The organism is Ferrimonas balearica, assembly GCF_019802085.1.
GTDB classification, from domain to species: domain Bacteria; phylum Pseudomonadota; class Gammaproteobacteria; order Enterobacterales; family Shewanellaceae; genus Ferrimonas; species Ferrimonas balearica_B.
Genome location: NZ_JAHVHV010000002.1, coordinates 822,223 through 843,719 on the forward strand (window position 1 = coordinate 822,223; position 21,497 = coordinate 843,719).

Sequence of the window (21,497 nt, forward strand, 5' to 3'; positions counted from 1 at the left end):
AGTGGAAATGCAAAATGTAAACGCTTACATTTTGATTTGGGATGTCTTAGGTGGTGGCTCCTGACGGTTTAACAACAACGAATAAGGCAACCTATGGCACACCCCAGCCCCTGCGCTCCCCTGCGCTTTCGCGAGAAAGCCGGCTACGCCCTCGGCGATGTGGCCTCCAACATCTACTGGCGGGTCATCGACGTTTTCCTCTTCATCTTCTACACCGACGTGTTCGGCCTGGACGCCGCCGCCGTGGGCACCATGATGCTGGTGACCCGGCTGATCGATGCCCTGTCAGATCCGGCCATGGGGGCGCTGGCGGACCGCACCCGACATCGCTTCGGCAAGTTCCGCCCCTACCTGCTGTGGGGGGCCCTGCCCCTGGCGGCGGCGGGGGTGCTCACTTTCACGGTGCCGGATCTGGACGGGGGCGGCAAACTGGCCTGGGCCTACGGCAGCTACGTGCTGCTGATGCTGGCCTACACCTTCATCAACGTGCCCTACGGCGCCCTGATGGGGGTGATGAGTGGCGACAGTCAGCAGCGCACCACCCTCACCAGTTTCCGCTTTATCGGCGCCTTCAGCGGCGGCTCGCTGGTGGCCTACCTGACCCCGGAACTGGTCACCTGGCTGGGCCAGGGGGATGAGGCGACCGGCTGGCAACTGACCCTGGTGCTCTATGGCGCTGTGGCGGCCGTGCTCTTTGCCCTTTGCTTTCTCTCCACCCAAGAGCGGGTGGCCGCCCCGGTGAAGAGCGCCTCGGTGCGCCAGGATCTCAAAGATCTGGCCGGCAACCGCCCCTGGCTGGTGCTCTTCGTACTGGCGCTGGTGATCATGATGACCATCTCGCTGCGCGCCTCCAGCGGCACCTTCTACCTCAAGTACGTGGCCGGGCGGGAAGATCTTATCGGCGCCTTTACCCTCTGCTACATGCTCTCCCTGGCCGCCGGTGCGGCGCTGACACCGCTACTGACCCGCTTCTGGGACAAGCGACGCCTGCTGATGGCGCTGATGGCGGCGGTGGCGCTGCTGTGCGGCGGCTTCTACTTCATTCCGCCGGACCAACTTGGTCTGATGTTCGTGGTGCACGGCGCCATCGGCCTGGCCCTGGGGCCCAAGTCGCCCCTGGTGTTCTCCATGTACGCCGACACCGCCGACTACTCCCACTGGCGCACCGGCCGACGGGCCACCGCCATGGTGTTCTCGGCGGCGGCCTTCTCCCAGAAACTGGGCGGTGCCCTGGCCGGGGCCACCATCGGCTGGATCCTCTCCAGCCTCGGCTACGTGGCCAACGCGGTGCAAAGCGACGCCTCCAGTCAGGGCATCGTCCTGCTGATGAGCCTCATCCCCGGCGCCTTCGCCGCCCTGTCGGTGTGGATCATCCACCTCTATCCTTTGGATGCACAGCAGCTCAACCGGCTGCAGCAGGCGCTGTTTGTGGCCCAGGAGAAGGAGGCCGAGGCGTGATTGAACACCTGGATGGCGGGCGCCGGGTGGCGCTGTTGAGCCCCACCGAACTGCCCAAGGCGGGGGCCTTTCTCTACAACCGCGAGATGCTGCTGCAGCTCAACTGCCGCGGCTTTGCCAGCGCCCAGTTTATGCAGCCGGAGCCGGCCAAGTACGCCCAGGGGCCGGCGCTGGAAGCGGCCACCTTTATGCAGCCGGAGCAGGGTTACTACGCCCACCACCCGGGCCGCTTCTTCTACCTGCAGGACCAGGACAGCACCGAGCGGGCGTCGCTGCCCTACGAGCCGGTACGCCGCCCCCATCAAAGTTTCCGTTTCGAGGCCGAGCCGGAGGGGGTGCGCTGGCGGATTGAGACCCTGGACCTGGCCTGCACCCTCTCGGTCAGCCTGCCGGAGCACGGCGCGGTGGAGCTGTGGCAGCTGAGCCTCAAAAACACCACGGATCGCCCCCGGCGGCTGCGCCTGGTGCCCTATTTCCCCATCGGCAACCGCTCCTGGATGGCCCAGTCCGCCCGTTTTGAGCCGGCACTGCACGCCGTGGTGGCCCACTGCGTGCCCCCCTATCAGAAGTTGTCCCAGTACCCGGCGGTCAAGGCCGCCAAGGCGCTGACCTACCTGGTGAGTGACCACCGCCCGGACCGCTGGGAGACCCGTCAGCAGGCGTTCGAAGGGGAGGGGGGACTGACCCATCCCGACGGCCTGGCCGGCGAGGGGCTGGGGCAGGGCACGGCGCTCTACGAGGTGCCAGCGGCGGCGCTGCAGTTTGATCTCACCCTGGCCCCGGGGGCCTCGGTGACCCACCGCTTCGCCTTCGGTCCCGCGGCGGATCTGGACGAGATCGCCGCAGTGCGCCGCCACTTCCTGAGCGAGCCGGGCCAGTTCGAGGCCAGTGCCCAATCCCACCGCGCCTTCAGCGACGGCGGGGCCGGGGCGCTGGCGGTCACCACGCCTGAGCCGAAGCTGGATGGGTTTCTCAACCACTGGTTGCCCCGCCAGGTGCACTACCACGGGGTGCTCAACCGCATGAGCACCGATCCCCAGACCCGCAACTACCTGCAGGACCACCAGGGGCTGAACTACCTGCAGGCCGGCGCCGGGCGGGAACCCCTGCTCAAGGCCTTGAGCCAACAGGCCCCCAGCGGGGCCATGCCCGACGGCATTCGCTTAAGCGCCGAGGCGCAGCTGAAGTACATCAACCAGGTGCCCCACACCGACCACGGGATCTGGCTGCCCCTGGCCCTGAAGGCCTACCTGGATGAGAGCGACGACTACCCGCTGCTGGCGGTGCCGGTGCCCTTCGATGGGGGCGCGCCGGCGCCGGTGGCGGCCCATCTGGAGCGGGCGCTGCTGTGGCACCTGTCCCAGCGCGATGCCCGGGGACTGTGCTTCATCGGCCAGGGCGATTGGTGTGATCCCATGAACATGGTGGGCCCCGAGGGGCGCGGCGTCTCCGGCTGGCTCACCCTGGCTTTGGCGGTGGCCTGTCGCCAGTGGGCCCAGGTGCTGGAGGCGGCCGACACCACTTTGGGGCTGGGCATCGAGCTGGGGCCGGAGCAGTGGCGAGCCTGGGCGGAGACTCTGAACGGCGCGGTCAACCGCGAGCTGTGGGACGGCCAGTGGTACGCCCGGGGGATCACCGACGGCGGCCGCCGTTTCGGCGTCGCCGAAGAGACGGAGGGGCGCATCTACCTCAACCCGCAAAGCTGGGCGCTGATGAGCGGGGCCGCCCAGGGGCCGCGCAAAGAGGCGCTGATGGCGGCGGTCTCGGCCCAGCTGGCCACCCCTCATGGCCTGCAGATGCTGGCCCCGGCCTACACCCGGATGCAGGAGGACATCGGCCGCCTGTGCCAGAAGTTTCCCGGCAGCGCCGAGAACGGCTCGGTCTATAACCACGCGGCGATGTTCTATATCCACGCCCTCTACCAGCAGGGCGAGGCGGACGGCGCCTTTGCCGAGCTGTGCCGGCTGATCCCGGCGCTGGAGACGGAGCGTGCGACCCGGCAGGGCCAGCTGCCGCTCTACCTGCCCAACTACTACCGCGGCGCCTTCGAGCACCACCCGGAGGCCGCCGGTCAGTCCAGTCAGCTGTTCAACACCGGCACTGCCGCCTGGTGTCTGCGCATCGTCACCGAACAGCTGTTTGGCCTGAAGGGGGGGCGGGACGGGCTGGAGATCGCCCCCCAACTGCCCAGCCATTGGGCGGAGGCCTGGGCGGTGCGCCAGTTTCGCGGCGCCGAGGTGCGGGTGCACTACCGCCGAGAGGCGGGGCAGCGGGCAATGACGGTGCTGCGGGAGGACGCCCCCCTGGCCGCTCCCTGTTTGGCGGTTCAGGCGGGGGAATGCGTCGAGCTGACGGTGCTGTTGCCGGAGGTCGAAGGATGAGTGGCGGACGCCTGATTGTGGTGATGGGGGTGAGCGGCTGCGGCAAGTCCACCTTGGGGCAGGCCCTGGCTCAGGCCCTGCCCGGCAGCGCCTTTGTCGATGCCGATGATCTGCACAGCCGTGAAGCCAAGGCCCAGATGGCCCGGGGCGAGCCGCTGACCGACGCCCAGCGCCTGCCCTGGGTGCAGCGGCTGTGCGATACCGTGACCGACCACGGCCGGCGCGGCCAGACCCTGGTGTTGGCCTATTCGGGACTCAAGACCGCTCACCGGGCGCGGCTGCGCTCCCTAGGGGTGCCGGCCTACTGGATCTGGCTGGAGGGGGAGGCAGGGCTGCTGGATGCCCGACTGACGAGCCGGACCGGACACTTTATGCCGGCCGCGTTGCTGGCCAGTCAGCTGGCGGCGATGGAGCCACCGGCGCGGGACGACCCCCGCGTGTTGACCCTGGCCATCGACGCCTCACCCCAGCAGCAGTTGGACCGGGCCCTCAGTTGGCTCAGTCGCTGATCACCGCATCCCATACCAGCGCCCGACTGTGGCGGTGCACCAGGGCGGCCACCGTCTCGGCGTCGCCCCCCACCAGCCCGCGGCGCCAGTGGGCCAGGTGGGTCAGGTAGAGGCCGGCCAGGGAGAGGGCCAGGGCCTTGGGGTCTACCCCCCAGGTCGCATCGGCAAAGGCGTGGCGCAACCGGGCTTCGATCTGCCGGGCCAGGGCCTGCTCAATGCGCCGGGCGGCGGGCTCGCCGTCGGCCCCCAGGGCATCGGCCAGGGAGCGGTGCAGCGCCCGGCGCCCCTCGAAGCGGGAAAAGAGCGCCACCAGGGAGGCCGGCGGAGTCGCCTCCCGCCACTGATCGGCGCTGTCCAGCTCGCTTAACAGGCTGCCAAAGGCCCTGTCGTGCAGCCGCACCAGGATCTCCAGCTTGGCGCGGAAGTGGCGATAGAAGGTGCTGCGGCCCACCCCGGCCCGGGCAATGAGCTCGGCGATGGTGATGCGGCCGTAATCGCGCTCCCGCAACAGGGTGCGGAAGGCGTCGATGATGCGCAGCTGGGTGCAGGGTTCGGTCATGGCGGCTCGACTTGGGAATTGCCGCCAGTATAGCGCCGCCCCAGCCCCCAACGTCTGAATGCACCAGCGGAAATGCTTCAAGGATCACAAAACCTTGGATTGCCCGGCCCCGGTGGGACACTGGCCCGGATCTGTCCCTTCGCCCGCCCGCGCCCCCTCCTTATGCTCATCCCATGGCCCCGACGGGCCGCGTTTTAAGGAGTGGAAGATGAGCATCACCGAAACCCTGGCCCTGGTGCTGGCCTTGGGCCTGGGCACCTGGGCCCTGTTGACCGGCCCCCGCCGATTCGGCGCCGGGCTGACCGCCGCCCTGGCGGCCCTGGCCTATCTCCTGAGCCTGGCTCCCCTGCTGTGGTTGGCCCTGGGGGGACTTGCCGCGGGGCTTTGGGCGGTGGTGCGCTGGTCAAACCGGCCGGCGTGGCTGGACGGGCCGGCCCATAAGGCCCGGGATTGGAACCGCTGGCGCGAGATCACCCAATGGCTGCTGGTGGGGGCCATCGCCCTGGCCGGGGCCCAGTACGCGGTTAACGTCTGGCAGCTGGACAGCGGTGTGCCCAGTGTGGCCCGCCCGGACGTGGTGGACGCCTTCCTGCCCATCGCTGCGCTCATTCAGCTCAAGGCCCTGCTGACCCTGGGGCTGTGGGACAGCCACCACCCGGCGGGGCTGGTGATGCTGCTGGTGGCGGTGGGCTTGAGCTTCACCGTCAAGCGGGCCTTTTGCGGCTGGGGCTGCCCCCTGGGCTGGCTGGGAGAGCAGCTTTACCAGCTGCGGCGCCGGCTCTGGCACTGGGATTGGCGGACCCGCCTGGCCCAGGCACCGCAGTGGCTGGAGCGAGGGGTGACGGGCGTGGCCTGGCTGAGCGACTGGGCACTGCGTCTGGTGAAGTACGGCCTGCTGGCCTGGTTGGCCAACCTGGTGCTGGGGGGGATGCCGGCGATGATGGTGGCCCGCTACCTGGATGGCGCCTACCACAAGGCGGCGGACCTGAAGATGTGGGCCCTCTTTACCCAGCCCTCCACCGGCATGCTGCTGGGGATGGCGGCGGTGCTGGCCCTGGCGGCGATGCGCCGCAACGGCGTCTGCCGCTACCTCTGCCCCTATGGCGCCCTGATGGCCATCGCTGGCGTGCTCAGCCCCTACAAGGTTCGGCGCAACACCGCCTTGTGCCTGCGGGAGGGGCGGGGGATGGCCTGCGACAAGTGTCACCGGGCCTGCCCCTCACGCATTCGGGTTGAGCAGGTGTTGACGGTGCACAGCGACGAGTGCCACAGCTGCCAGCGCTGCGTCGCCGCCTGCCCGGCCAAGGGGGCGCTGGCCGTCAGCCTGCCTCGCCACCGCCTGCCCCTGAGTCCGCGACTGATGACGGTGATTCTGGTGCTCTTCCTGTTCCTGGTGCCGCTGATGGTGCACACCGCCGGGCTGTGGCAAAGCGACACCACCGGGCAGCTGCGCTGGATGCTGTGGCAGCAGCTCGACCGGCTGCCGATGTTCTAGAAAAAGGGCGCCTTCAGGCGCCCTTGTCGTCATGCCACTTGAGGTGGTCCAGGGGGTAGCCGAAGAACCACTTGGAGCGCTCCAGCACGATGCGGGGGCGGATCGCCTTGATGGAGAGCTTGGGGTCGTCGCTCAGGCGATCGCAGCAGCGGTTCAGCGCCTCGATGTCGGGAAAGCGGGTGAAGGAGAGGTAGTCGATGTCGCCGGACAGGCGCAGGCAATCCATGATCTCCGGGATCTCGGCGATGGCCGCCTCAAACCGGCGCCGGTGCTGGGCTAGGACAAAAAATCCCCGGCCTGGGCCGGGGATTGATTCGGATTAGCGCGGTGGCGACCGCGCGGCTTCAGCGGCCTACTGGCCCTTCTCCGTCAGCCCCTTCAGGCCATCTTCCAGGCCACACTCCTTGAGCAGGCTGTCCACCAGGGGCGCCTGGGCACGGTGCTTGAGCGCCGAGTTGACCAGGGCTTCTGGCAGGCTGCCGCTTTCGGCACCGGCTCCCGGGGCACCCGGGGTGGCGGGGCCGCCGTTGAGGCCTTCGATGTTGATGATCTTCATGCCATCGATGCGCTCCATCGGCTTGACGCTCTCGGCAATGATCGCCGGCAGGGACTCGTGCAGGCTGAGCACCCGCTTGAGCGCCACCTGGCTCTCCGACAGGGCGTTGAGGGCCTCGTTCATCAGCCGGGTCCCCTCGGCGTCGATGCGGTATTGCTCCTGGTTGGCTTCGGCGCGGATCTTGATGGCCGTGGCCTCCGCGTCGGCCTCGGTCTTGCGGGCGTCCGCCAGATCCTCCGCCGCCAGCTTCTCCGCTTCGGCGGCCACTTTGGTGCCGGTGGCCTGCTTCTCCGCTTCCTTCAGCGCGTCGATGATCTCGATCTGTTTCTGACGCTCGGCGATCTCCACCTGGCGCGCCGTGGCCACCTCCTCCTCGGCTTTCACCGCCTGGGCGCGGGCCTGGTTGGCCTCCTTGTCCGCCATGGACTGCTGCTGGGATTTTTCCGCCACCGCGATGGCCCGCTCCTGCTCTGCCAGCTCAATGGCTTTCTGACGTTGGATGTCCTGCTCCTTGAGCAGGCGATCGCGTTCGATCTCCTTGGTCTGGATGTCCTGTTCCTTGGCGATCTCGGCGCTCTTGGTCTGCTGCTCGGCGGCGATACGGGCCTGCTCCACCTGACGCTCGGCGGTGATCTCCGCCTCCTGGGCTTCCCGCTGGCGGTCGTGCTGCTGCTGGGCGATCAGCGCCTTCTGCTCCGCCTCACGGATGGAGATCTCCCGCTCCTGCTCCAGTTGGGAGTAGCGCTTCTGCTTGTCGATCTCCAGCTTGTCCTGGGTGGCGGTGAGGTTCTTGCGTTCGATCTCCACCGCGGTTTCCTGCTCGATGTCGTTGATCTCCTTGCGTCGGGCCTCGGTGGAGCGGGTCATCTTGGCCAGACCCTCGGCGTCGAACACGTTGTCGGCGGTGAAGAACTCTTTCTTGGTCTGGTCCAGGCCGGTGAGGGACACCGACTCCAGCTCCAGGCCGTTCTTCAGCAGGTCTTCGCTTACCACCTGCTGCACCTTCTGCACAAACTGGGCGCGTTGCTCGTGCAACTCGTCCATGTTCATCTCCGCGGCCACCGAGCGCAGGGCATCGACGAACTTACCCTCGATCATGTCCTTGAGGGCGTCCGGGTGCAGGGTACGCCGGCCCAGGGTCTGGGCGGCATTGGCGATGGCGTCCAGGTCCGGCTTGACCCGCAGGTAGAACTCCGCCAATACGTCCACCCGCATGCGGTCTTTGGTGATCAGCGCCTGACCCTCCTTACGGGAGACCTCAAGGCGCAGGGTGTTCATGTTCACCGGGATCACTTCGTGCAGCACCGGCAGGACCAGGGCGCCGCTGTTCATGATCACCTTCTGGCCGCTAAAGCCGGTGCGCACGAAGGAGAGCTCCTTGGAGGCCCGGGTGTAGAGGCGGGAGAAGATGAGCCCCAGCAGCAGCAGGGCAACGAAACTGCTGCCGGCCACGATCAGGATGAAATTGAAGTCCGTTGTCATTTACAGGTCACTCCATGGATTGTAAGTGGTCACTTTGGGGCGTAATGCCCGTGAAATGGGTGCCGCGGTACTCCACCAGCAGCACGGACTCCCCCTGGTGAAGGGGAGCGGTGGCGCCATCGGGCTCCACCATCACGTAATGTTGAGTGCCGAAGCGGTCCTTGACCCGGGCCTGGGCGGGGGAGCCCGGCTCGGCCACCCCGACGGTGATGACGCCCACCTTGCCCACCAGCTCGTCCAGGGAGACCACCTGGGAGCGCTCATCAACGAAGCGGCGGGCCAGCGCCTGGTTGCAGGTGCGCAGCACCGGCAGGGTCAGCAGGGCCACCGGTATTGCCAGCAGGCCGCCGGGGGCCAAATGGCCAATGAGCTTGAGCAGGCTGTACTGGGCGGTCAGACCGATTAGGCCAAACAGGGTCAGGAACACCACCAGGATCATCAGCACCGGCACCCGGCCGACCATGAGCCAGCCCAGCACCCCGGTCAGGCCGCCGGAGGGGACCTCCAGCGCATCGGGGGCGAGATCGATCTCCGGCAGCAGGGCGTCGATCATCGAGGAGAAGCCAAAGCCCAAGACCACGGCCACCCCTTCGAACAGGGCGATCATCAGCATCAGCAGCAGCGCGATGCTGAAGGGGGCGTTGGCCTCGGCGGTGAGGAACTCGAGCATGGCTCAGGACTCCTGGTTTTCCAGCTTGGCCTTGGCCAGGCGTTGGGCGATGGCGGACTGGCGGGCCAGGGCTTCCAGCTCCTGCAGCTTGGCGTGGTCCTTGTCCGCCACGGCACCCTCCAGGCCGGTTTGGCGACTGAGCACCCGCTCGAACGCCTGCTCGGCTTTGGCCGCGGTGTTACCGGCACTGGCGGTGGGGGCATTGCCTGCCGGGCTCTCGGCGCTGTGCTGCTGGCTTTGACGGTACGCCTTCAGGGCGTCCAGCATCTCCCGGCGCTTGGCCTGCAGCGCGTCGATGTAACCCTCCGCTTCGGTCAACTCGTCGCTTTTCTCGCTGAGCACTTTTTGCAGCACCGGCAGCTGGGCTTCGATGTCCATCTGGCGGGCGATCACCGCTTCGGCCAGGTCATCGCGCCCGGCATCCACCGCGATGCGCAGCTTATCGGCCAGTTCGTCATGCTCCGAGGAGCTGGCCTGGAAGCGTTTGGCCGCCAGGTGTTTGGCCGCTTCCAGTTTGCCCAGTTCGTGGCGCAGCTCGTTGATGGCCTGCTCCATCTCGGCGATGGCGCCCTCCATGGCCAGTTCCGGGGCGGCGTTCTCCATGCTGTCCACCAGGCCGTTGGCCGAGGCGGTAATAAGGCGTGAAATGCGACTGAAAATCCCGTCATTCATGATCCGTTTCCTTCTGTATCTCGAGGTAGAGTCGGGCCAGGCCCGCCAGCGGGTCCGGTGCCCCTGCGGGGGCCGCCTTGCCCAGGTGTTGCCGAAGCAGGGTGTCGAGCCACTGCAGGCTCGCGTCGAGGATCTGCCGCTCCCAGGCTTGCTGCTCGGCCGAGGTCGCACAAGGGGGCGGTGGCGTCAGTCCGGGACGCAGCAGATCCGGCAGGTGAGTCAGGTAGTGTTTGGCCAGCGGCGCGTCGGCCTGGGGCAGCCGTTGGCGAAGGGGCGCCAGCAGGCGATCGATCTGGGGTTGGGCCTGCTCCGGGGTGTGCTGACCAAAAGCGCACTCCCGGGCGAAGGCGATGAGCTCCCGCAGCTTGTCGCTTTGGGTGGTGGCCCCGTTCCAGTCGATGGCCATCAGCAGGTCGTAGTCCGCGTCGTCCAGGCGGGCACTGATCGGGTGTTTGCGCATGGGTCCTTCCTTGCGTCACGGTGCGTGTTTACAACTGTATACGAGCGATTAACAAATGAGCAATCTGCAAATGTTGTGCGAGATCAACCCGGTAGCGAGTTAGCTTTCGGCTTGCACGCCCTGTGGGCGCGCCATTCACTTAGCCCAATTGGCGTCTAAGCTGTTAGCGAATTCCCCAGTTGAAAAGCCAAAGGAGTGAACATGCGCAATCCCGTGGGCTGGTTTGAGATCTACGTGTCCGACTTGGACAGGGCCAAGGCGTTCTACCAACAGGTGTTCGACACCACCCTCAGTCAGATTAACCCCGGGGTCGGCGGCGGGCCTGAGATGTGGGCCTTCCCCTGGGTGGATGAGGGCTACGGCGCTGCGGGGGCGATCTGTCACATGGAAGGGGTGCCGGCGGGGGCCAACAGCACCCTGGTGTACTTCAGCTGCGACGACTGCGCGGTGGAGGAGAGTCGGGTGGCGGACGCCGGTGGCACCCTGGTGCGGCCCAAGATGAGCATCGGCGAGTACGGCTTTATCAGCATCGCCTCGGATCCGGACGGCAACATGATTGGCCTCCACTCCCACCAATAAAAAAACCGCCGGCGTCCTGCCGGCGGTTTTCCTTTCTCTGGTTTTTATTGTTTTTCGCAGGGTACAGAGGCAGTGCCGCTGTCAGAGAAACTCGATGGCCGGCTCCAGGGCCTTGAGCCGGGCCAGGGAGTGCACCGGCAGGGCCAGCTCATCCGCCAGGGCCCGACCGGACTGAAAGGATTTTTCCACCACGATGCCGACCCCGGCCAGGGTGGCGCCGGCCTGCCGGCAGACGCTCTGCATCCCCTGCAGCGCCTGGCCGTGGGCCAAAAAGTCGTCCACGAACAGCAGGCGTTCGCCGGTGGTCAGGTGGCGGGCGTCGCAGGTGAGGGTGTACTGGGTGTTCTTGGTGAAGCTTTTCACCTCGGCGGTGAGCAGGGCCGCGTTGTCCAGGATGCTGGCGGCCTTTTTGCACACCACCAGAGGCTTGCCCAGCGCCAGCGCGGTCAGGGTGCCGATGGCGATGCCGCCGGCCTCGATGGTCACCACCTTGTCGATGGCCGCGTCCCGGTAGTGCTCGGCGATGGCCTGGGCGCACCAGTTGAGCAGCGCCACGTCCAGCTGCTTGGTCAGAAAGCCGCTGGCGTCCAGGGCGGCGGCACTTTTTACCACCCCCTGGTCGAGGATCCGTTGTTGCAATGGGTTCATCGTGGCTCCTTGTTACAGCATCACCAGGTAGGCGACGAAGATGGCCGACAGGCCGTAGATGATGGGGTGCACCTGGCGGCCCTTGCCGGCCACCACCATGGCGAAGGCGTAGCTGATAAAGCCCATGGCCATGCCGTTGGCGGGGGAGAAGCTCAGGATGGTGAACATGATGGTGAAGAAGGCGGCGATGCGGGACTCCTTCTTGTCCCACTGGATCTGGCCCAGGCGGCCCACCATGTAGATCCCCACCACGATCATCGCCGGGGCGACGATGGCGGTGGAGAACAGGGAAAACACCGGGTAGAAGAACAGCGAGGCCAGGAAGAGCACCGCCACAGTCACCGCCGCCAGGCCGGTCTTGGCGCCCTGGGAGGAGGCGATGCCGGACTCGGAGAAGGCGGTGATGGAGGTGGTGCCCAGCACGGTGCCGGCCACGGTGCCGCCGGCGTCGGCCACCAGGGCGGAGCGGGCGTTGGGCACCTTGCCGTTCTTGTCGATGATGCCGGCGTCACGGCCCACCCCGACGATGGTGGAGAGGCCATCGAAGAAGTCGACGATAAAGAAGATGATGACGATGAACAGCAGGTCAAACAGCTTATCGACGGTGAGAAACTCGAAGTTGAAGATCTGGCCGAAGGTGGGGGCCAGGCTCGGCGGCGCGGTGATCCACTGCTCCGGCAGCGGCGCGTACTGGGTGCCGAGGAAGGCGTCGGAGAGCAACGTCAGGACGATGGAGGCGATAAAGGCGATAAAGGTCGCCAGCTTGATGTCGCGCACCATGCAGCCCAGGGCCACGAACAGGCTGATAAAGGCGATGGCGATCTGCGGGTCCGTGATGTCCCCCAGGCTGACCAGGATCACCGGGTTGGAGACGATGATGCCGGCGTTCTTGAGTCCCAGGAAGGCGATAAACAGGCCCAGGGAGACGGTGATGGCGAGCTTCAGGTCCTCGGGGATCGACTCGATCATCCGCTTGCGCACCCGGGTCAGGGAGAAGGCCAGGTAGACCAGGCCGGAGAGGAAGATCCCGAACAGCGCCTCGTGCCACAGCAGGGCCACCGAGCCGGAGAGCAGCATCCCCTTGAAGAAGCCGTTCATGCTCATGCCAGGGGCCAGCATCACCGGGTAGTTGCCGAACAGGCCCATGATCAGGGTGGCGAAGGCGGCGGCCAAGGCGGTGGCGGTGAACACGGCGCCGCGGTCCATCCCCTCGATGCCACCGAGGATGGCGGGGTTGACCGCCAGGATGTAGCTCATGGCCAGGAAGGTGATGAAGCCGGCGTAGAGTTCGGTGCCCACGGTGCTGCGCCGCTGGCGGATCTGGAAGGTCGAGTCCAGGGTGGAGGACCGGCTGACCCGGTCGAGCAGGGAGGTGATCGCCACAGTGAAGTTGCCTTTCGGTTGCTGTTTTCAGGGCAATTTACCGGCAGCTATCACTGGACCCGCCCGACGCAGTGGCGCCCGGTGGGGGATTGGACTGTAGTCACAAGATTCGGTCTTGTGGTAGAGACTTCTGGACCTGATTTCCAGAGATATACAGCGCAATAAATTGTTGGGCGCGCATTGTAGTCATGTGGGATTTCGGCGCAACCGCCGGGGCCAAAAGTGTGGCCTGGGCAACGGTTTGAGGGGGTGGAAACCTATTCGGCGGCGGTGGCGTGGCGCAGGCCCCGATCCCGCACCGCCCATTGAAACTGGCGCTTGTCCGCTTCGTCCTGCCACTGCACCGCCCCCTTGACCCGACCCTTCTCCGTCAGCTGCAGCTGACCGTCGTCGTCCCACTCCAGGTACCCCAGGCGGGCCAGCAGGGCCAGCAGGGCCCGGGGGTGCAGGGCGATGCGCTCGGCAAACTCCTCGGTGGAGAGGTGTTCGATCGTCGCCTCGGGGGTCTGTGCCGCCTCAACATCGGGCTGGGCGCTTAGCGGTGTTGGGGTCGCGGCTGGCGATACCGGTTGCGACTCATCGGGGAGGGGGGCTTCCGTCTCCTGCGGCGGCACCTGAGGCGCATCGCTGGGGGCGGGTTTCATCAGCTCCGGCAGGGCGGCCATCAGCGGCTCGCGCACCGACTCCAGGGGGTAGTGGCGTTGGCTGGGGAAGCGCAACAGCGGCAGGGGCAGCTGTTTGCACGCCTCCTGCACCACCAGATCGTGCTGCTGGGCCTTGCGGCCGGGTTTCTCAATCTCGATGGCGGCGCGGATCTTAAGGCTGTGGGCCTCACAGAGGACAAAATCGAAGGTCTTCTCCCGCAGCTGGGCAAACTCCGCCAGCCAGTGATCCCGGTGGCGGCCGCGCCCAGGGGCCAGCACGTCGGCGATCTTCACCTTGGCAAACACCCTAAGGGGCACAGAAAGGGTGTCCAGGGTGCTTTGCAGGGCACTGGAGAGCGCCCGTTCCTGGGGGCTGAGGCTGGGCTCGCGGTGGCGGCGTTTGGCCCGCCGTCGGCGCCACCACAGGGCACCGGCCAGGGCCAGCACCAGGAACAGCAGCAGGGCAAGGTAGGGCGTCATTCAGGGTTCACCGTGAAAAGGGATGCACTAAACATAGACCGAAAAACGCCGCTAAAGGCCTGACGCAGTGTGGGTTAGGGGGTAGACTGCCGGGGCCCCGCGAGCCGAGCGGGGGCCATTTCAGCAAAGAGTGAGTCAGGATGCGGTTAGAAACGGTGGATAAGGGGCGCTACCGGCGCCAGGTGAACCAGGTGACCCTGGGCTTTGTGGGTGCGCTGGCGCTGTTGTCGGTGGCCTTGGGGGCGGGGCTGATTGCCCTGTTTGGCCAGGGGCCGAGCGCGCCGGGTGAGTCCACCGGGCACTTCCACCTCAACCTGATGGGGGTAATCCTGGCCCTGGGGCTGTGCTCCGCGGTGCTGGCGGGGTTGCGCCGCCACCCCCGATTCCACGAACTCTTCTACGTCTGGCAGCTCAAGCAGATGCAGAACCGCCTCTACCGCAAGCTGGCCAGGATCCAGGCCGCGGCGGAGGGCAATGATCCCAAGGCCCTGTCGATGCTGGATTTTTATCATCGCAGTCGCAAGCTGGTGTATGAGCTGGACAACAACACCCTGACCCTGTCCGCCGTGGAGCGCGACCTGGCCCGGGTGGTGGAGCAGGCCGAGGCCCTGGATGAGCCCCTGCCGGCGTTTGATCCCCAGTGGCTGGCGGATTACTGAGCCCCGGGGGCGTTAGGAGGAGACCGGCTCGTCCCGGTTCAGGGATTGGATGGCGTCGAACAGGCTGTCGCGCTCGTCGTTGGTCAGGTGGCCGTGCTGGGCCTGGGGGGCGCTGGTGTCCCCCAGGTAGGGAGCCAGCAACAGGGGCAGGGTGCTGGGGTTGTCCAGCTCCTGCTCCGGAAGGGCCTCCAGGGGCAGGCCGGCGCTCTGGCACAGCTGACGCAGGGCGCGGCTGGGACTGCGGCTGATGGCCAGCAGGGGTTTGAGGCTGTGGGGATCGCACAGCACTAGATCCAGCGCCGGCAGCGCCCTGTCCGGGGCCGGTTGAAACAGGGCCTCGGCGGGCACCTGGGGCAGCACCAGGGCGTGAGCCCCGGCGGCCTGTTGGACCTGCAGGAAGACCTGGCGGGCCGGCGGGGAGAGCAGGGCGGGCACCAGCGTGGGCGCCTCGCTTTGGCGGCGCTGCAGCCGAGGCAGCAGCAGGACCACCGCCAGTACCAGGGGGGCCAGGATCCAAAGCCATTCCACCGTGTTGTTCTCCCTCTATTTTGTCTGATTGCCCACTCTACCCAATTCCCGGCCCGGGGCGAAACCGTCGCGGCTTCGACCGGGTGAGAATTGGCCGGACGCTCCGGTGAGCATGATCCCCATCACAGAGCCGTTGAATCGGCAGGCAATTTTCCTCGCATGGGGCATGCTAACCGCCCTTGATGTCAATCCGAAGAACTCCCGCTTTCCATGGAACTGCTGTTTGGTCTGGCCACCCTGATTGGCCTGTGGCTGCTGGGCGAGGCGTTGGCCCAGTGGCTGAGCCTGCCCATCCCCGGCTCGGTGCTCGGCATGGCCGCCCTGTTTCTCTTCTTACTTCTGCGCGGCGGCGAGCCCAAGGCGATCACCGTGGCCAGTGACGGCCTGCTGAAGTACCTGGCGCTGCTGTTTGTGCCCGCCGGAGTGGGGGTGATGGTGTACGGCGATGACCTGCTGGCCGCCTGGCTGCCCGCCACGGTGGCGGTAGTGGTGGCCACGTTGGTGACCCTGGCGGTCAGCGCCGCGGTGATGGCCCTGGCGATGCGACTGGGGGCACGACGATGATCCACAGCCTGACCCAGGACCCCGCCTTCTGCCTGATGCTGACCCTGCTGGTGTTCGCCTGCGGCCAGTGGCTGTTTGAGCGCAGCGGTCGCCACCCCATGGTCAACCCGGTGGCCTTTGCCATCCTCACCATCATCCCTTTGCTGCTGTGGCTGGGGATCCCCTATGCCCAGTACTTCGAGGGGGCGCAGATCATCCATTTCCTGTTGGGGCCGGCCACCGTGGCCCTGGCGGTGCCCCTCTATCGCCAGCTGCACCACCTCAAGCGATTGTGGCTGCCCATCGCCCTGGCGATCCTGGCCTCGGTGAGCGTCAGTTACCTGGGGGCGGTGCAGCTGAGCCAGTGGCTGGCGATGCCCAGCGAGATGGGCCAGTCCCTGGCACTGAAATCGGTGACGGTGCCGGTGGCCATGGGGCTCAGTGGCCAGCTCGAGGCGGTGGTCTCCCTGACCATCGTCTTTGTGGTGATCACCGGCAACCTGGGCAGCATCATCGGCAGCGGCGTGTTGCGCCGCCTGGGGGTGCGGGATCCCAAGGTGGTGGGGCTGGCCTTGGGGGCCACCGCCCACGGCCAGGGGGCTGCCCGGGCCTTCCAGTTGCACCCGGAATCCGGGGCCTTTGCCGGCCTGGCGATGGCCCTGACCGCCATCGCCGCTTCACTGGTCATGCCATTGATCCACGTGCTGTTAAATGCCTAACAATTTGACCAATTTCTTTCCCATCTTGTCGCTTCCGGATTTCCGAATTGTTACGCAAATGCGACGGGGGTTGGGGTGAGCAATTCATAAGCGATGAGAATCTTTCCCCCAGGTCGCGAAATGGGGAATTGGTATGATCTATTGATCTGGCTCAAGTGAAAGGCTTTCATGCGCGGATTAGGGTGATTTGGCTCACAGTAATTGTGGGTATGGTGAGGAAGAATCCTCTCTCGCGATTGCCCGGGTTTGGAGTTCCTGCCTGTAGGTCGACGATTTGAAGTCGATCACGCTCCTGTCTTTGAGGCGATCGTAACTAAGATAAAAAACGCGAAAGACTCAAAAAGAGGGACAAGGTTGTGACCTTCATTCAAACTCTGGCGACGCTGACGCCGGTCATCTCGGTACTGGTCTTCCTGGTACTGATGCGGATGCCCGCCTCCCGCGCCATGCCCATCTCCGCCGTACTTACCGCCCTGGTGGCCTACTTCGTGTGGGAGATGGACGGCACCTTCCTGATGGCGTCCGTGGTGGAGGGCTTCTACTCCGCCATCACCCCGCTCACCATCATCTTCGGCGCGATTTTCCTGCTGAACACCCTGAAGAACTCCGGCGCCATGGACACCATCCGTGCCGGCTTCACCAACATCAGCGCCGACGCCCGGGTTCAGGTGATCATCATCTGCTGGCTGTTCGGTTCCTTCATCGAAGGCTCCGCCGGTTTCGGTACCCCCGCCGCCATCGGTGCCCCGCTGCTGGTGCTGCTGGGCGTGCCGCCGATCGCCGCCGCCGTGGTGGCCCTGATCGCCGACTCCACCTCCGTGTCCTTCGGGGCCATCGGTCTGCCGGTGCTGTTCGGTATGGAGCAAGGCCTGATGGAAGGCGGTGTCTCCATGGCCGCGGCCCAGATCGCCGAGCACGGTGGCAGCTTCGCCGACTACGCCCAGTTCATCGCCCTGCACATGATCACCATCGACCTGGTGACCGGGACCCTGATCCCGCTGGTGCTGGTGTGTGTGCTGACCGGCTTCTTCGGTCGCAACAAGTCCTTCGCCGAAGGCTTCGCCATCTGGAAGTTCGCCATCTTCGCCGGCCTGGCCTTCACCATCCCGGCCTGGACCATCAACTTCATCGCCGGCCCGGAGTTCCCCTCCGTGATTGGCGCCCTGATCGGCATGGGCATCGTGATCCCCGCGGCCAAGAAAGGCTTCCTGCTGCCCAGCCAGCCCTGGAACGACTTCGCCGACGGTGACAAGCCCAAGACCGAAGAGCCGGCCGTTGGCCAGCCCCAGTCCGTGGGCGCTGCTGCCACCAAGAACGAGATCTCTCAGCTGGCCGCCTGGACCCCCTACCTGGTGATGGCTGCCCTGCTGGTGCTGTCCCGCACCGTGGCGCCGCTGAAGTCCTTCCTCAGCAGCTTCAACATCAGCTGGACTGAGATCATGGGCACCAACCTGAAGGCTGGCTTTGCCACCCTGTATGCCCCGGGCGCCTTCTTCGTGACCGTGTGTATCCTGGGCTTCTTCATCTTCAAGATGAAGCCCGCGGCCTTCAAGCTGAGCTTCACCAGCTCCTGCAAGTCCATGGTTCCGACCATCATCTCCCTGGGTGCTTCCGTACCCATGGTGAAGATCTTCCTGAACTCCGGTGAGAACGCCGCGGGCCTGGCCTCCATGCCGAACCAGCTGGCGGAACTGCTGGCCGGTTCCATGGGTGCCGTCTGGGCCTGGATGGCGCCGGTAGTGGGGATCTTCGGGGCCTTCCTGTCCGGCTCCGCCACCTTCTCCAACATGATGTTCTCCGGCCTGCAATACGGTGTGGCCGACAACATCGGCATGAACCACGCGCTGGTGCTGGCCCTGCAGGGCATTGGTGCCAACGCCGGTAACATGATGTGTGTGATGAACGTGGTTGCCGCCGCTACCGTGGTGGGCATGGCCGGTCGTGAGTCCGAGATCATCCGTAAGACCCTGCCGGTCGCCCTTGGCTACGCCATGATCGCCGGTACCATCGCCTTTATGTGGGGCGGGCTCTAATCCTCCAGTGAGCCAACGACAGCCGGGCAGACGCCCGGCTTTGTCGTCTTTTGTGAGCAAAAAATGTAAGGGAGATCACATGCTGCAATCGAACATCAGTGTGCTGGCCGACAAACTGGGCCAGATCCTGGATCAAGATCGTGTTTACACCGACAACCTGCGTCGGGTGGCCTGGGGGACAGACGCCTCCTTCTACCAGAAGCGCCCCCAAGTGGTACTGCATCCGCAAAACGAAACCGAAGTCGCCAAGGCCCTGGCCGAGTGTCACCAAGCCAAGACCCCGGTGACCTTCCGTGCCGCCGGTACCGCCCTGTGCGGTCAGGCCCTGTCCGACTCCGTGCTGATGGTGGCCGGTGCCCACTGGACCGATCATGAAGTGCTGGACGACGGTGCCCGCATCAAGCTGCAACCGGGTGTTATCGGCGCCAAGGTCAACCAGATCCTGGCTCCCCTGGGCTGGAAGTTCGGTCCGGATCCGGCCACCATCGCCTCCGCCATGGTGGGCGGCATCGTGGCCAACAACGCCTCCGGCATGAACTGTGGTACCCACCACAACGCCTACCGCCTGATTGACGGCGCCCGCATCGTGCTGGCCAACGGCACCGTACTGGACACCGCCTGTGAGCAAAGCCGTGCCCAGTTCGCCCTCAAGCACCCCGAGATCCTCGAGGGTCTGGCGGAGATCCGCGACACCATCATGGCGGACGAAGCCATGGTGGCGCGCATCAAGCGCAAGTACTCCATCAAGAATGTGACCGGCTTCGGCATGAACTCCTTTGTCGAGTTCACCGATCCCTTCGACATCCTGCTGCACCTGATGGTGGGCTCCGAAGGCACCCTGGGCTTCCTGTCCGAGATCACCATGAAGAGCGTGATCAAGCCGACCCACAGCGCCTCCGCCATGGTCTACTTCGACAGCCTCAAGGGCGCCTGTGAGGCGATCGTGGAGCTGCGCCAAGACGCCTTCGACGAGACCAACGCCGCCGAGCTGCTGGACAACTTCGCCTTGAAGGCGGTGGCCGCGTCCAAGTACCAGACCCCGGACTTCCTCGGCGACATCCACAAGGACGTCACCGCGGTGCTGTTCGAAACCTTCGGCATGAGCCAGGAGCAGATCGACGCCAACATCGCCAAGATGGGCGCCATCATGGCCAAGCACGGCCTGTACCGTCCGGTGGAGTTCACCCAGGACAGCGCCGAGATCACCAACATGTGGGCCATCCGTAAGGCGGTGTTCCCCCTGGCCGGCTCCATGCGTCCGGCGGGCACCTCCTGCGTCATCGAAGACATCGCCTTCCCCATCGAAGTGCTGCCCCAGGCCACCCTGGACCTGCAGGCGCTCTCCTTCGCCCACGGCTACAACGATGCGGTGATCTACGGCCACGCCCTGGAGGGCAACTACCACGTGATCTTCTCCCAGGACTTCGGTACCCAGGAGGAGATCGATCGCTTCGACAACTTCATGAAGGAGATGGTCGAGCTGGTGGCGGTCAAGTACGACGGCTCCCTGAAGGCCGAGCACGGTACTGGCTTCGGCATGGCCTCCTTCGTCGAGAAGGAGTGGGGCAGCGACGTCTACGGCCTGATGGCTCGCGTCAAGCAGGTGCTGGACCCGGCGGGGATCCTGAACCCCGGCGTCATCATCAACGACGATCCGGATTGCCACGCCAAGGGCTTCAAGCCGCTGCCGAAGGTGCACGACATCGTCGACAAGTGCATCGAGTGTGGTTTCTGTGAGGCCCACTGTGTGGCCCACGGCCTGACCCTCTCCCCCCGTCAGCGCACCGCCGTGGCCCGGGTGATCAAGACCCTGGAGACCACCGGTGCCGAGCCGGAAGTGCTGGCTGACCTCAAGAAGCAGTACCCCTACTTCGCCCTGGACACCTGTGCCGCCGACGGCCTGTGCAAGATGGGCTGCCCCATGGGCATCGACACCGGCAAGTTCGTCAAGGAGCTGCGCGCCCAGGGTGCCAGCGAAGGCGACAAGAAGATCTCCAACTTCACCGCCGACAAGTTCGGTGCCCTGGAGTCCGTGGCCCGCTTCGCCCTGGGGGCCACCGATGTGACCCGCGCGGTGATCGGCGACGGCGCCATCTCTGGCATCACCAAGGGTCTGCGTAAGACCGGCCTGCCGATCCCCCAGTGGACCGAAGGGATGCCCAAGCGCGGCAAGGCTCTGCCGGAGCTCAAGACCGCCGGTGACGTCAAAGCGGTATACTTCCCCGCCTGTCTGAACCGCATGATGGGCACCTCGCCCAAGCATGAGGATCAGCGCTCCATCCCGGAAACCATCAAGGCCCTGTTCGAGAAGGCCGGCATGGAGATGGTCAGCGGTCACAAGCCCAAGGGCCTGTGCTGCGGTCAGCCCTGGGAGTCCTACGGCCACAACGAGCAGGCGGACCGCAAGTCCGACGAGCTCTCCAACTGGCTGCTGGAGGTGTCCAACAACGGTGAGCACCCCATCCTGGTGGAAACCACCGCCTGTCTGGAGCGGATGCGCCGCGCCTGTGACACCCGTCTGACCCTGCTGGGGCCGGAGGAGTTCGCCATGAAGTACCTGGTGGAGCGCCTGGCCATCACTCCCATCGAGGAGAAGATCGCCGTCCACCCCACCTGCACCTGCCGCAAGATGGGCATCGTTGATGACCTGGTGGGCCTGGCCAAGCTCTGCGCCACCGAGGTGGTGGTTCCGGAGAAGGTGGGTTGTTGTGGCATGGCGGGCAACCGGGGCATGAACTACCCCGAGCTCAACGAGCACGGCCTCCGTCACCTCAAAGAGGAGACCAAGGACAAGGGCTGCACCAGTGGCTACTCCGTCTCTGCCACCTGTGAAGTGGGCCTGACCACCCACTCCGGCATTCCCTACAAGAACATCCTCACCCTGCTGGACAAGGCCTCCGCGCCCAAAGCCCGTCACTGAGGTTGAACTTGAACGACAGGGGCCCTTGGGGGCCCCTTTTTTGTACCCTTTTGCCCCCCTTAAGCCTGCCCGGAAAATTGATGGATCGGATCCGTCAATCACGATTATCGGTGTCTGGC

General features: G+C 65.7%; 20 protein-coding genes and 1 riboswitch. Of the genes, 10 read left to right on the forward strand and 10 right to left on the reverse strand.

Translation table 11 applies throughout. The annotated features are described in order from the left end of the window. Positions 1 to 93 precede the first annotated feature (93 nt). Genes KUV81_RS12160 through KUV81_RS12170 form a run of 3 tightly spaced genes read left to right on the forward strand, consistent with a single transcriptional unit; the run spans position 94 to position 4,348 of the window. Positions 94 to 1,458 (forward strand): MFS transporter, encoded by a 1,365-nt coding sequence (locus KUV81_RS12160; protein ID WP_222544118.1) that lies wholly within the window; start codon positions 94 to 96, stop codon positions 1,456 to 1,458. Next, entirely contained in the window at positions 1,455 to 3,839 is a 2,385-nt protein-coding gene (locus KUV81_RS12165; protein ID WP_222544119.1) for a GH36-type glycosyl hydrolase domain-containing protein, read from the forward strand. Before KUV81_RS12160 ends, KUV81_RS12165 begins: the two co-directional genes overlap by 4 nt. After that, positions 3,836 to 4,348: a gluconokinase gene (locus KUV81_RS12170; RefSeq protein WP_222544120.1), complete on the forward strand. Its 513-nt coding sequence runs from the start codon at positions 3,836 to 3,838 to the stop codon at positions 4,346 to 4,348. The genes KUV81_RS12165 and KUV81_RS12170 overlap by 4 nt, the downstream gene beginning before the upstream one ends. On the opposite strand, the gene KUV81_RS12175 is transcribed toward KUV81_RS12170, so the two are convergent. Continuing rightward, the gene (locus KUV81_RS12175; RefSeq protein ID WP_222544121.1) at positions 4,338 to 4,907 is read right to left on the reverse strand and encodes a TetR/AcrR family transcriptional regulator; all 570 of its coding nucleotides are present in this window, start codon (positions 4,905 to 4,907) and stop codon (positions 4,338 to 4,340) included. The two genes, KUV81_RS12170 and KUV81_RS12175, sit on opposite strands and share 11 nt — an antisense overlap. Positions 4,908 to 5,115: 208 nt before the next feature. Between KUV81_RS12175 and KUV81_RS12180 the strand changes: the two genes are divergently transcribed. Next, on the forward strand, positions 5,116 to 6,402 hold the full coding sequence (locus KUV81_RS12180; protein ID WP_222544122.1) for a 4Fe-4S binding protein: 1,287 nt from the start codon (positions 5,116 to 5,118) through the stop codon (positions 6,400 to 6,402). Between the two features lie 13 nt (positions 6,403 to 6,415). On the opposite strand, the gene KUV81_RS12185 is transcribed toward KUV81_RS12180, so the two are convergent. From KUV81_RS12185 to KUV81_RS12205, 5 genes are read right to left on the reverse strand one after another with little or no spacing between them, the layout of a single operon-like run. Further along, complete coding sequence (locus KUV81_RS12185; RefSeq protein WP_222544255.1) at positions 6,416 to 6,712, reverse strand: Lrp/AsnC ligand binding domain-containing protein; 297 nt, start codon at positions 6,710 to 6,712, stop codon at positions 6,416 to 6,418. Positions 6,713 to 6,754: 42 nt separating this feature from the next. Next, positions 6,755 to 8,440, reverse strand: coding sequence for a flotillin family protein (locus KUV81_RS12190; protein WP_222544123.1), 1,686 nt, complete (start codon positions 8,438 to 8,440; stop codon positions 6,755 to 6,757). A 7-nt stretch (positions 8,441 to 8,447) separates the two neighbouring features. Next, positions 8,448 to 9,110 (reverse strand): YqiJ family protein, encoded by a 663-nt coding sequence (locus KUV81_RS12195; RefSeq protein ID WP_222544124.1) that lies wholly within the window; start codon positions 9,108 to 9,110, stop codon positions 8,448 to 8,450. Between the two features lie 3 nt (positions 9,111 to 9,113). Further along, entirely contained in the window at positions 9,114 to 9,782 is a 669-nt protein-coding gene (locus tag KUV81_RS12200; protein ID WP_222544125.1) for a PspA/IM30 family protein, read from the reverse strand. Next, positions 9,775 to 10,242, reverse strand: coding sequence for a hypothetical protein (locus KUV81_RS12205; protein ID WP_222544126.1), 468 nt, complete (start codon positions 10,240 to 10,242; stop codon positions 9,775 to 9,777). Before KUV81_RS12205 ends, KUV81_RS12200 begins: the two co-directional genes overlap by 8 nt. 201 nt (positions 10,243 to 10,443) lie before the next feature. Here KUV81_RS12205 and KUV81_RS12210 point away from each other — a divergent pair, with 201 nt between their 5' ends. Continuing rightward, on the forward strand, positions 10,444 to 10,821 hold the full coding sequence (locus KUV81_RS12210) for a VOC family protein (protein ID WP_222544127.1): 378 nt from the start codon (positions 10,444 to 10,446) through the stop codon (positions 10,819 to 10,821). A gap of 81 nt (positions 10,822 to 10,902) precedes the next feature. Here KUV81_RS12210 and KUV81_RS12215 read toward each other — a convergent pair whose 3' ends face one another. From KUV81_RS12215 to KUV81_RS12225, 3 genes are all read right to left on the reverse strand, one after another. Then, positions 10,903 to 11,469, reverse strand: a complete 567-nt coding sequence (locus KUV81_RS12215) for a xanthine phosphoribosyltransferase (protein ID WP_222544128.1) — start codon at positions 11,467 to 11,469, stop codon at positions 10,903 to 10,905. A gap of 12 nt (positions 11,470 to 11,481) precedes the next feature. Then, on the reverse strand, positions 11,482 to 12,852 hold the full coding sequence (locus KUV81_RS12220) for an NCS2 family permease (protein WP_222544129.1): 1,371 nt from the start codon (positions 12,850 to 12,852) through the stop codon (positions 11,482 to 11,484). A gap of 77 nt (positions 12,853 to 12,929) precedes the next feature. Next, positions 12,930 to 13,029, reverse strand: a riboswitch (purine riboswitch). Positions 13,030 to 13,109: 80 nt separating this feature from the next. Then, positions 13,110 to 13,976, reverse strand: a complete 867-nt coding sequence (locus KUV81_RS12225; protein ID WP_222544130.1) for a DUF2726 domain-containing protein — start codon at positions 13,974 to 13,976, stop codon at positions 13,110 to 13,112. Between the two features lie 140 nt (positions 13,977 to 14,116). On the opposite strand from KUV81_RS12225, the gene KUV81_RS12230 reads away from it, so the two are divergent. Further along, positions 14,117 to 14,635 (forward strand): DUF3087 family protein, encoded by a 519-nt coding sequence (locus KUV81_RS12230; RefSeq protein ID WP_222544131.1) that lies wholly within the window; start codon positions 14,117 to 14,119, stop codon positions 14,633 to 14,635. A 12-nt stretch (positions 14,636 to 14,647) separates the two neighbouring features. Here KUV81_RS12230 and KUV81_RS12235 read toward each other — a convergent pair whose 3' ends face one another. Next, positions 14,648 to 15,163, reverse strand: coding sequence for a hypothetical protein (locus KUV81_RS12235; protein ID WP_222544132.1), 516 nt, complete (start codon positions 15,161 to 15,163; stop codon positions 14,648 to 14,650). A 210-nt stretch (positions 15,164 to 15,373) separates the two neighbouring features. Here KUV81_RS12235 and KUV81_RS12240 point away from each other — a divergent pair, with 210 nt between their 5' ends. The 4 genes from KUV81_RS12240 (at position 15,374) to KUV81_RS12255 (ending at position 21,378) form a co-directional block, all read left to right on the forward strand. Then, positions 15,374 to 15,727: a CidA/LrgA family protein gene (locus KUV81_RS12240; protein WP_222544133.1), complete on the forward strand. Its 354-nt coding sequence runs from the start codon at positions 15,374 to 15,376 to the stop codon at positions 15,725 to 15,727. After that, a complete protein-coding gene (locus KUV81_RS12245) occupies positions 15,724 to 16,425 on the forward strand; it encodes an LrgB family protein (RefSeq protein ID WP_222544134.1) in 702 nt (233 codons plus the stop codon). The genes KUV81_RS12240 and KUV81_RS12245 overlap by 4 nt, the downstream gene beginning before the upstream one ends. Before the next feature lie 356 nt (positions 16,426 to 16,781). Next, positions 16,782 to 18,458, forward strand: coding sequence for an L-lactate permease (locus tag KUV81_RS12250; protein WP_222544135.1), 1,677 nt, complete (start codon positions 16,782 to 16,784; stop codon positions 18,456 to 18,458). A 79-nt stretch (positions 18,459 to 18,537) separates the two neighbouring features. Next, positions 18,538 to 21,378 (forward strand): FAD-binding and (Fe-S)-binding domain-containing protein, encoded by a 2,841-nt coding sequence (locus KUV81_RS12255; RefSeq protein ID WP_222544136.1) that lies wholly within the window; start codon positions 18,538 to 18,540, stop codon positions 21,376 to 21,378. Positions 21,379 to 21,497 lie beyond the last annotated feature (119 nt).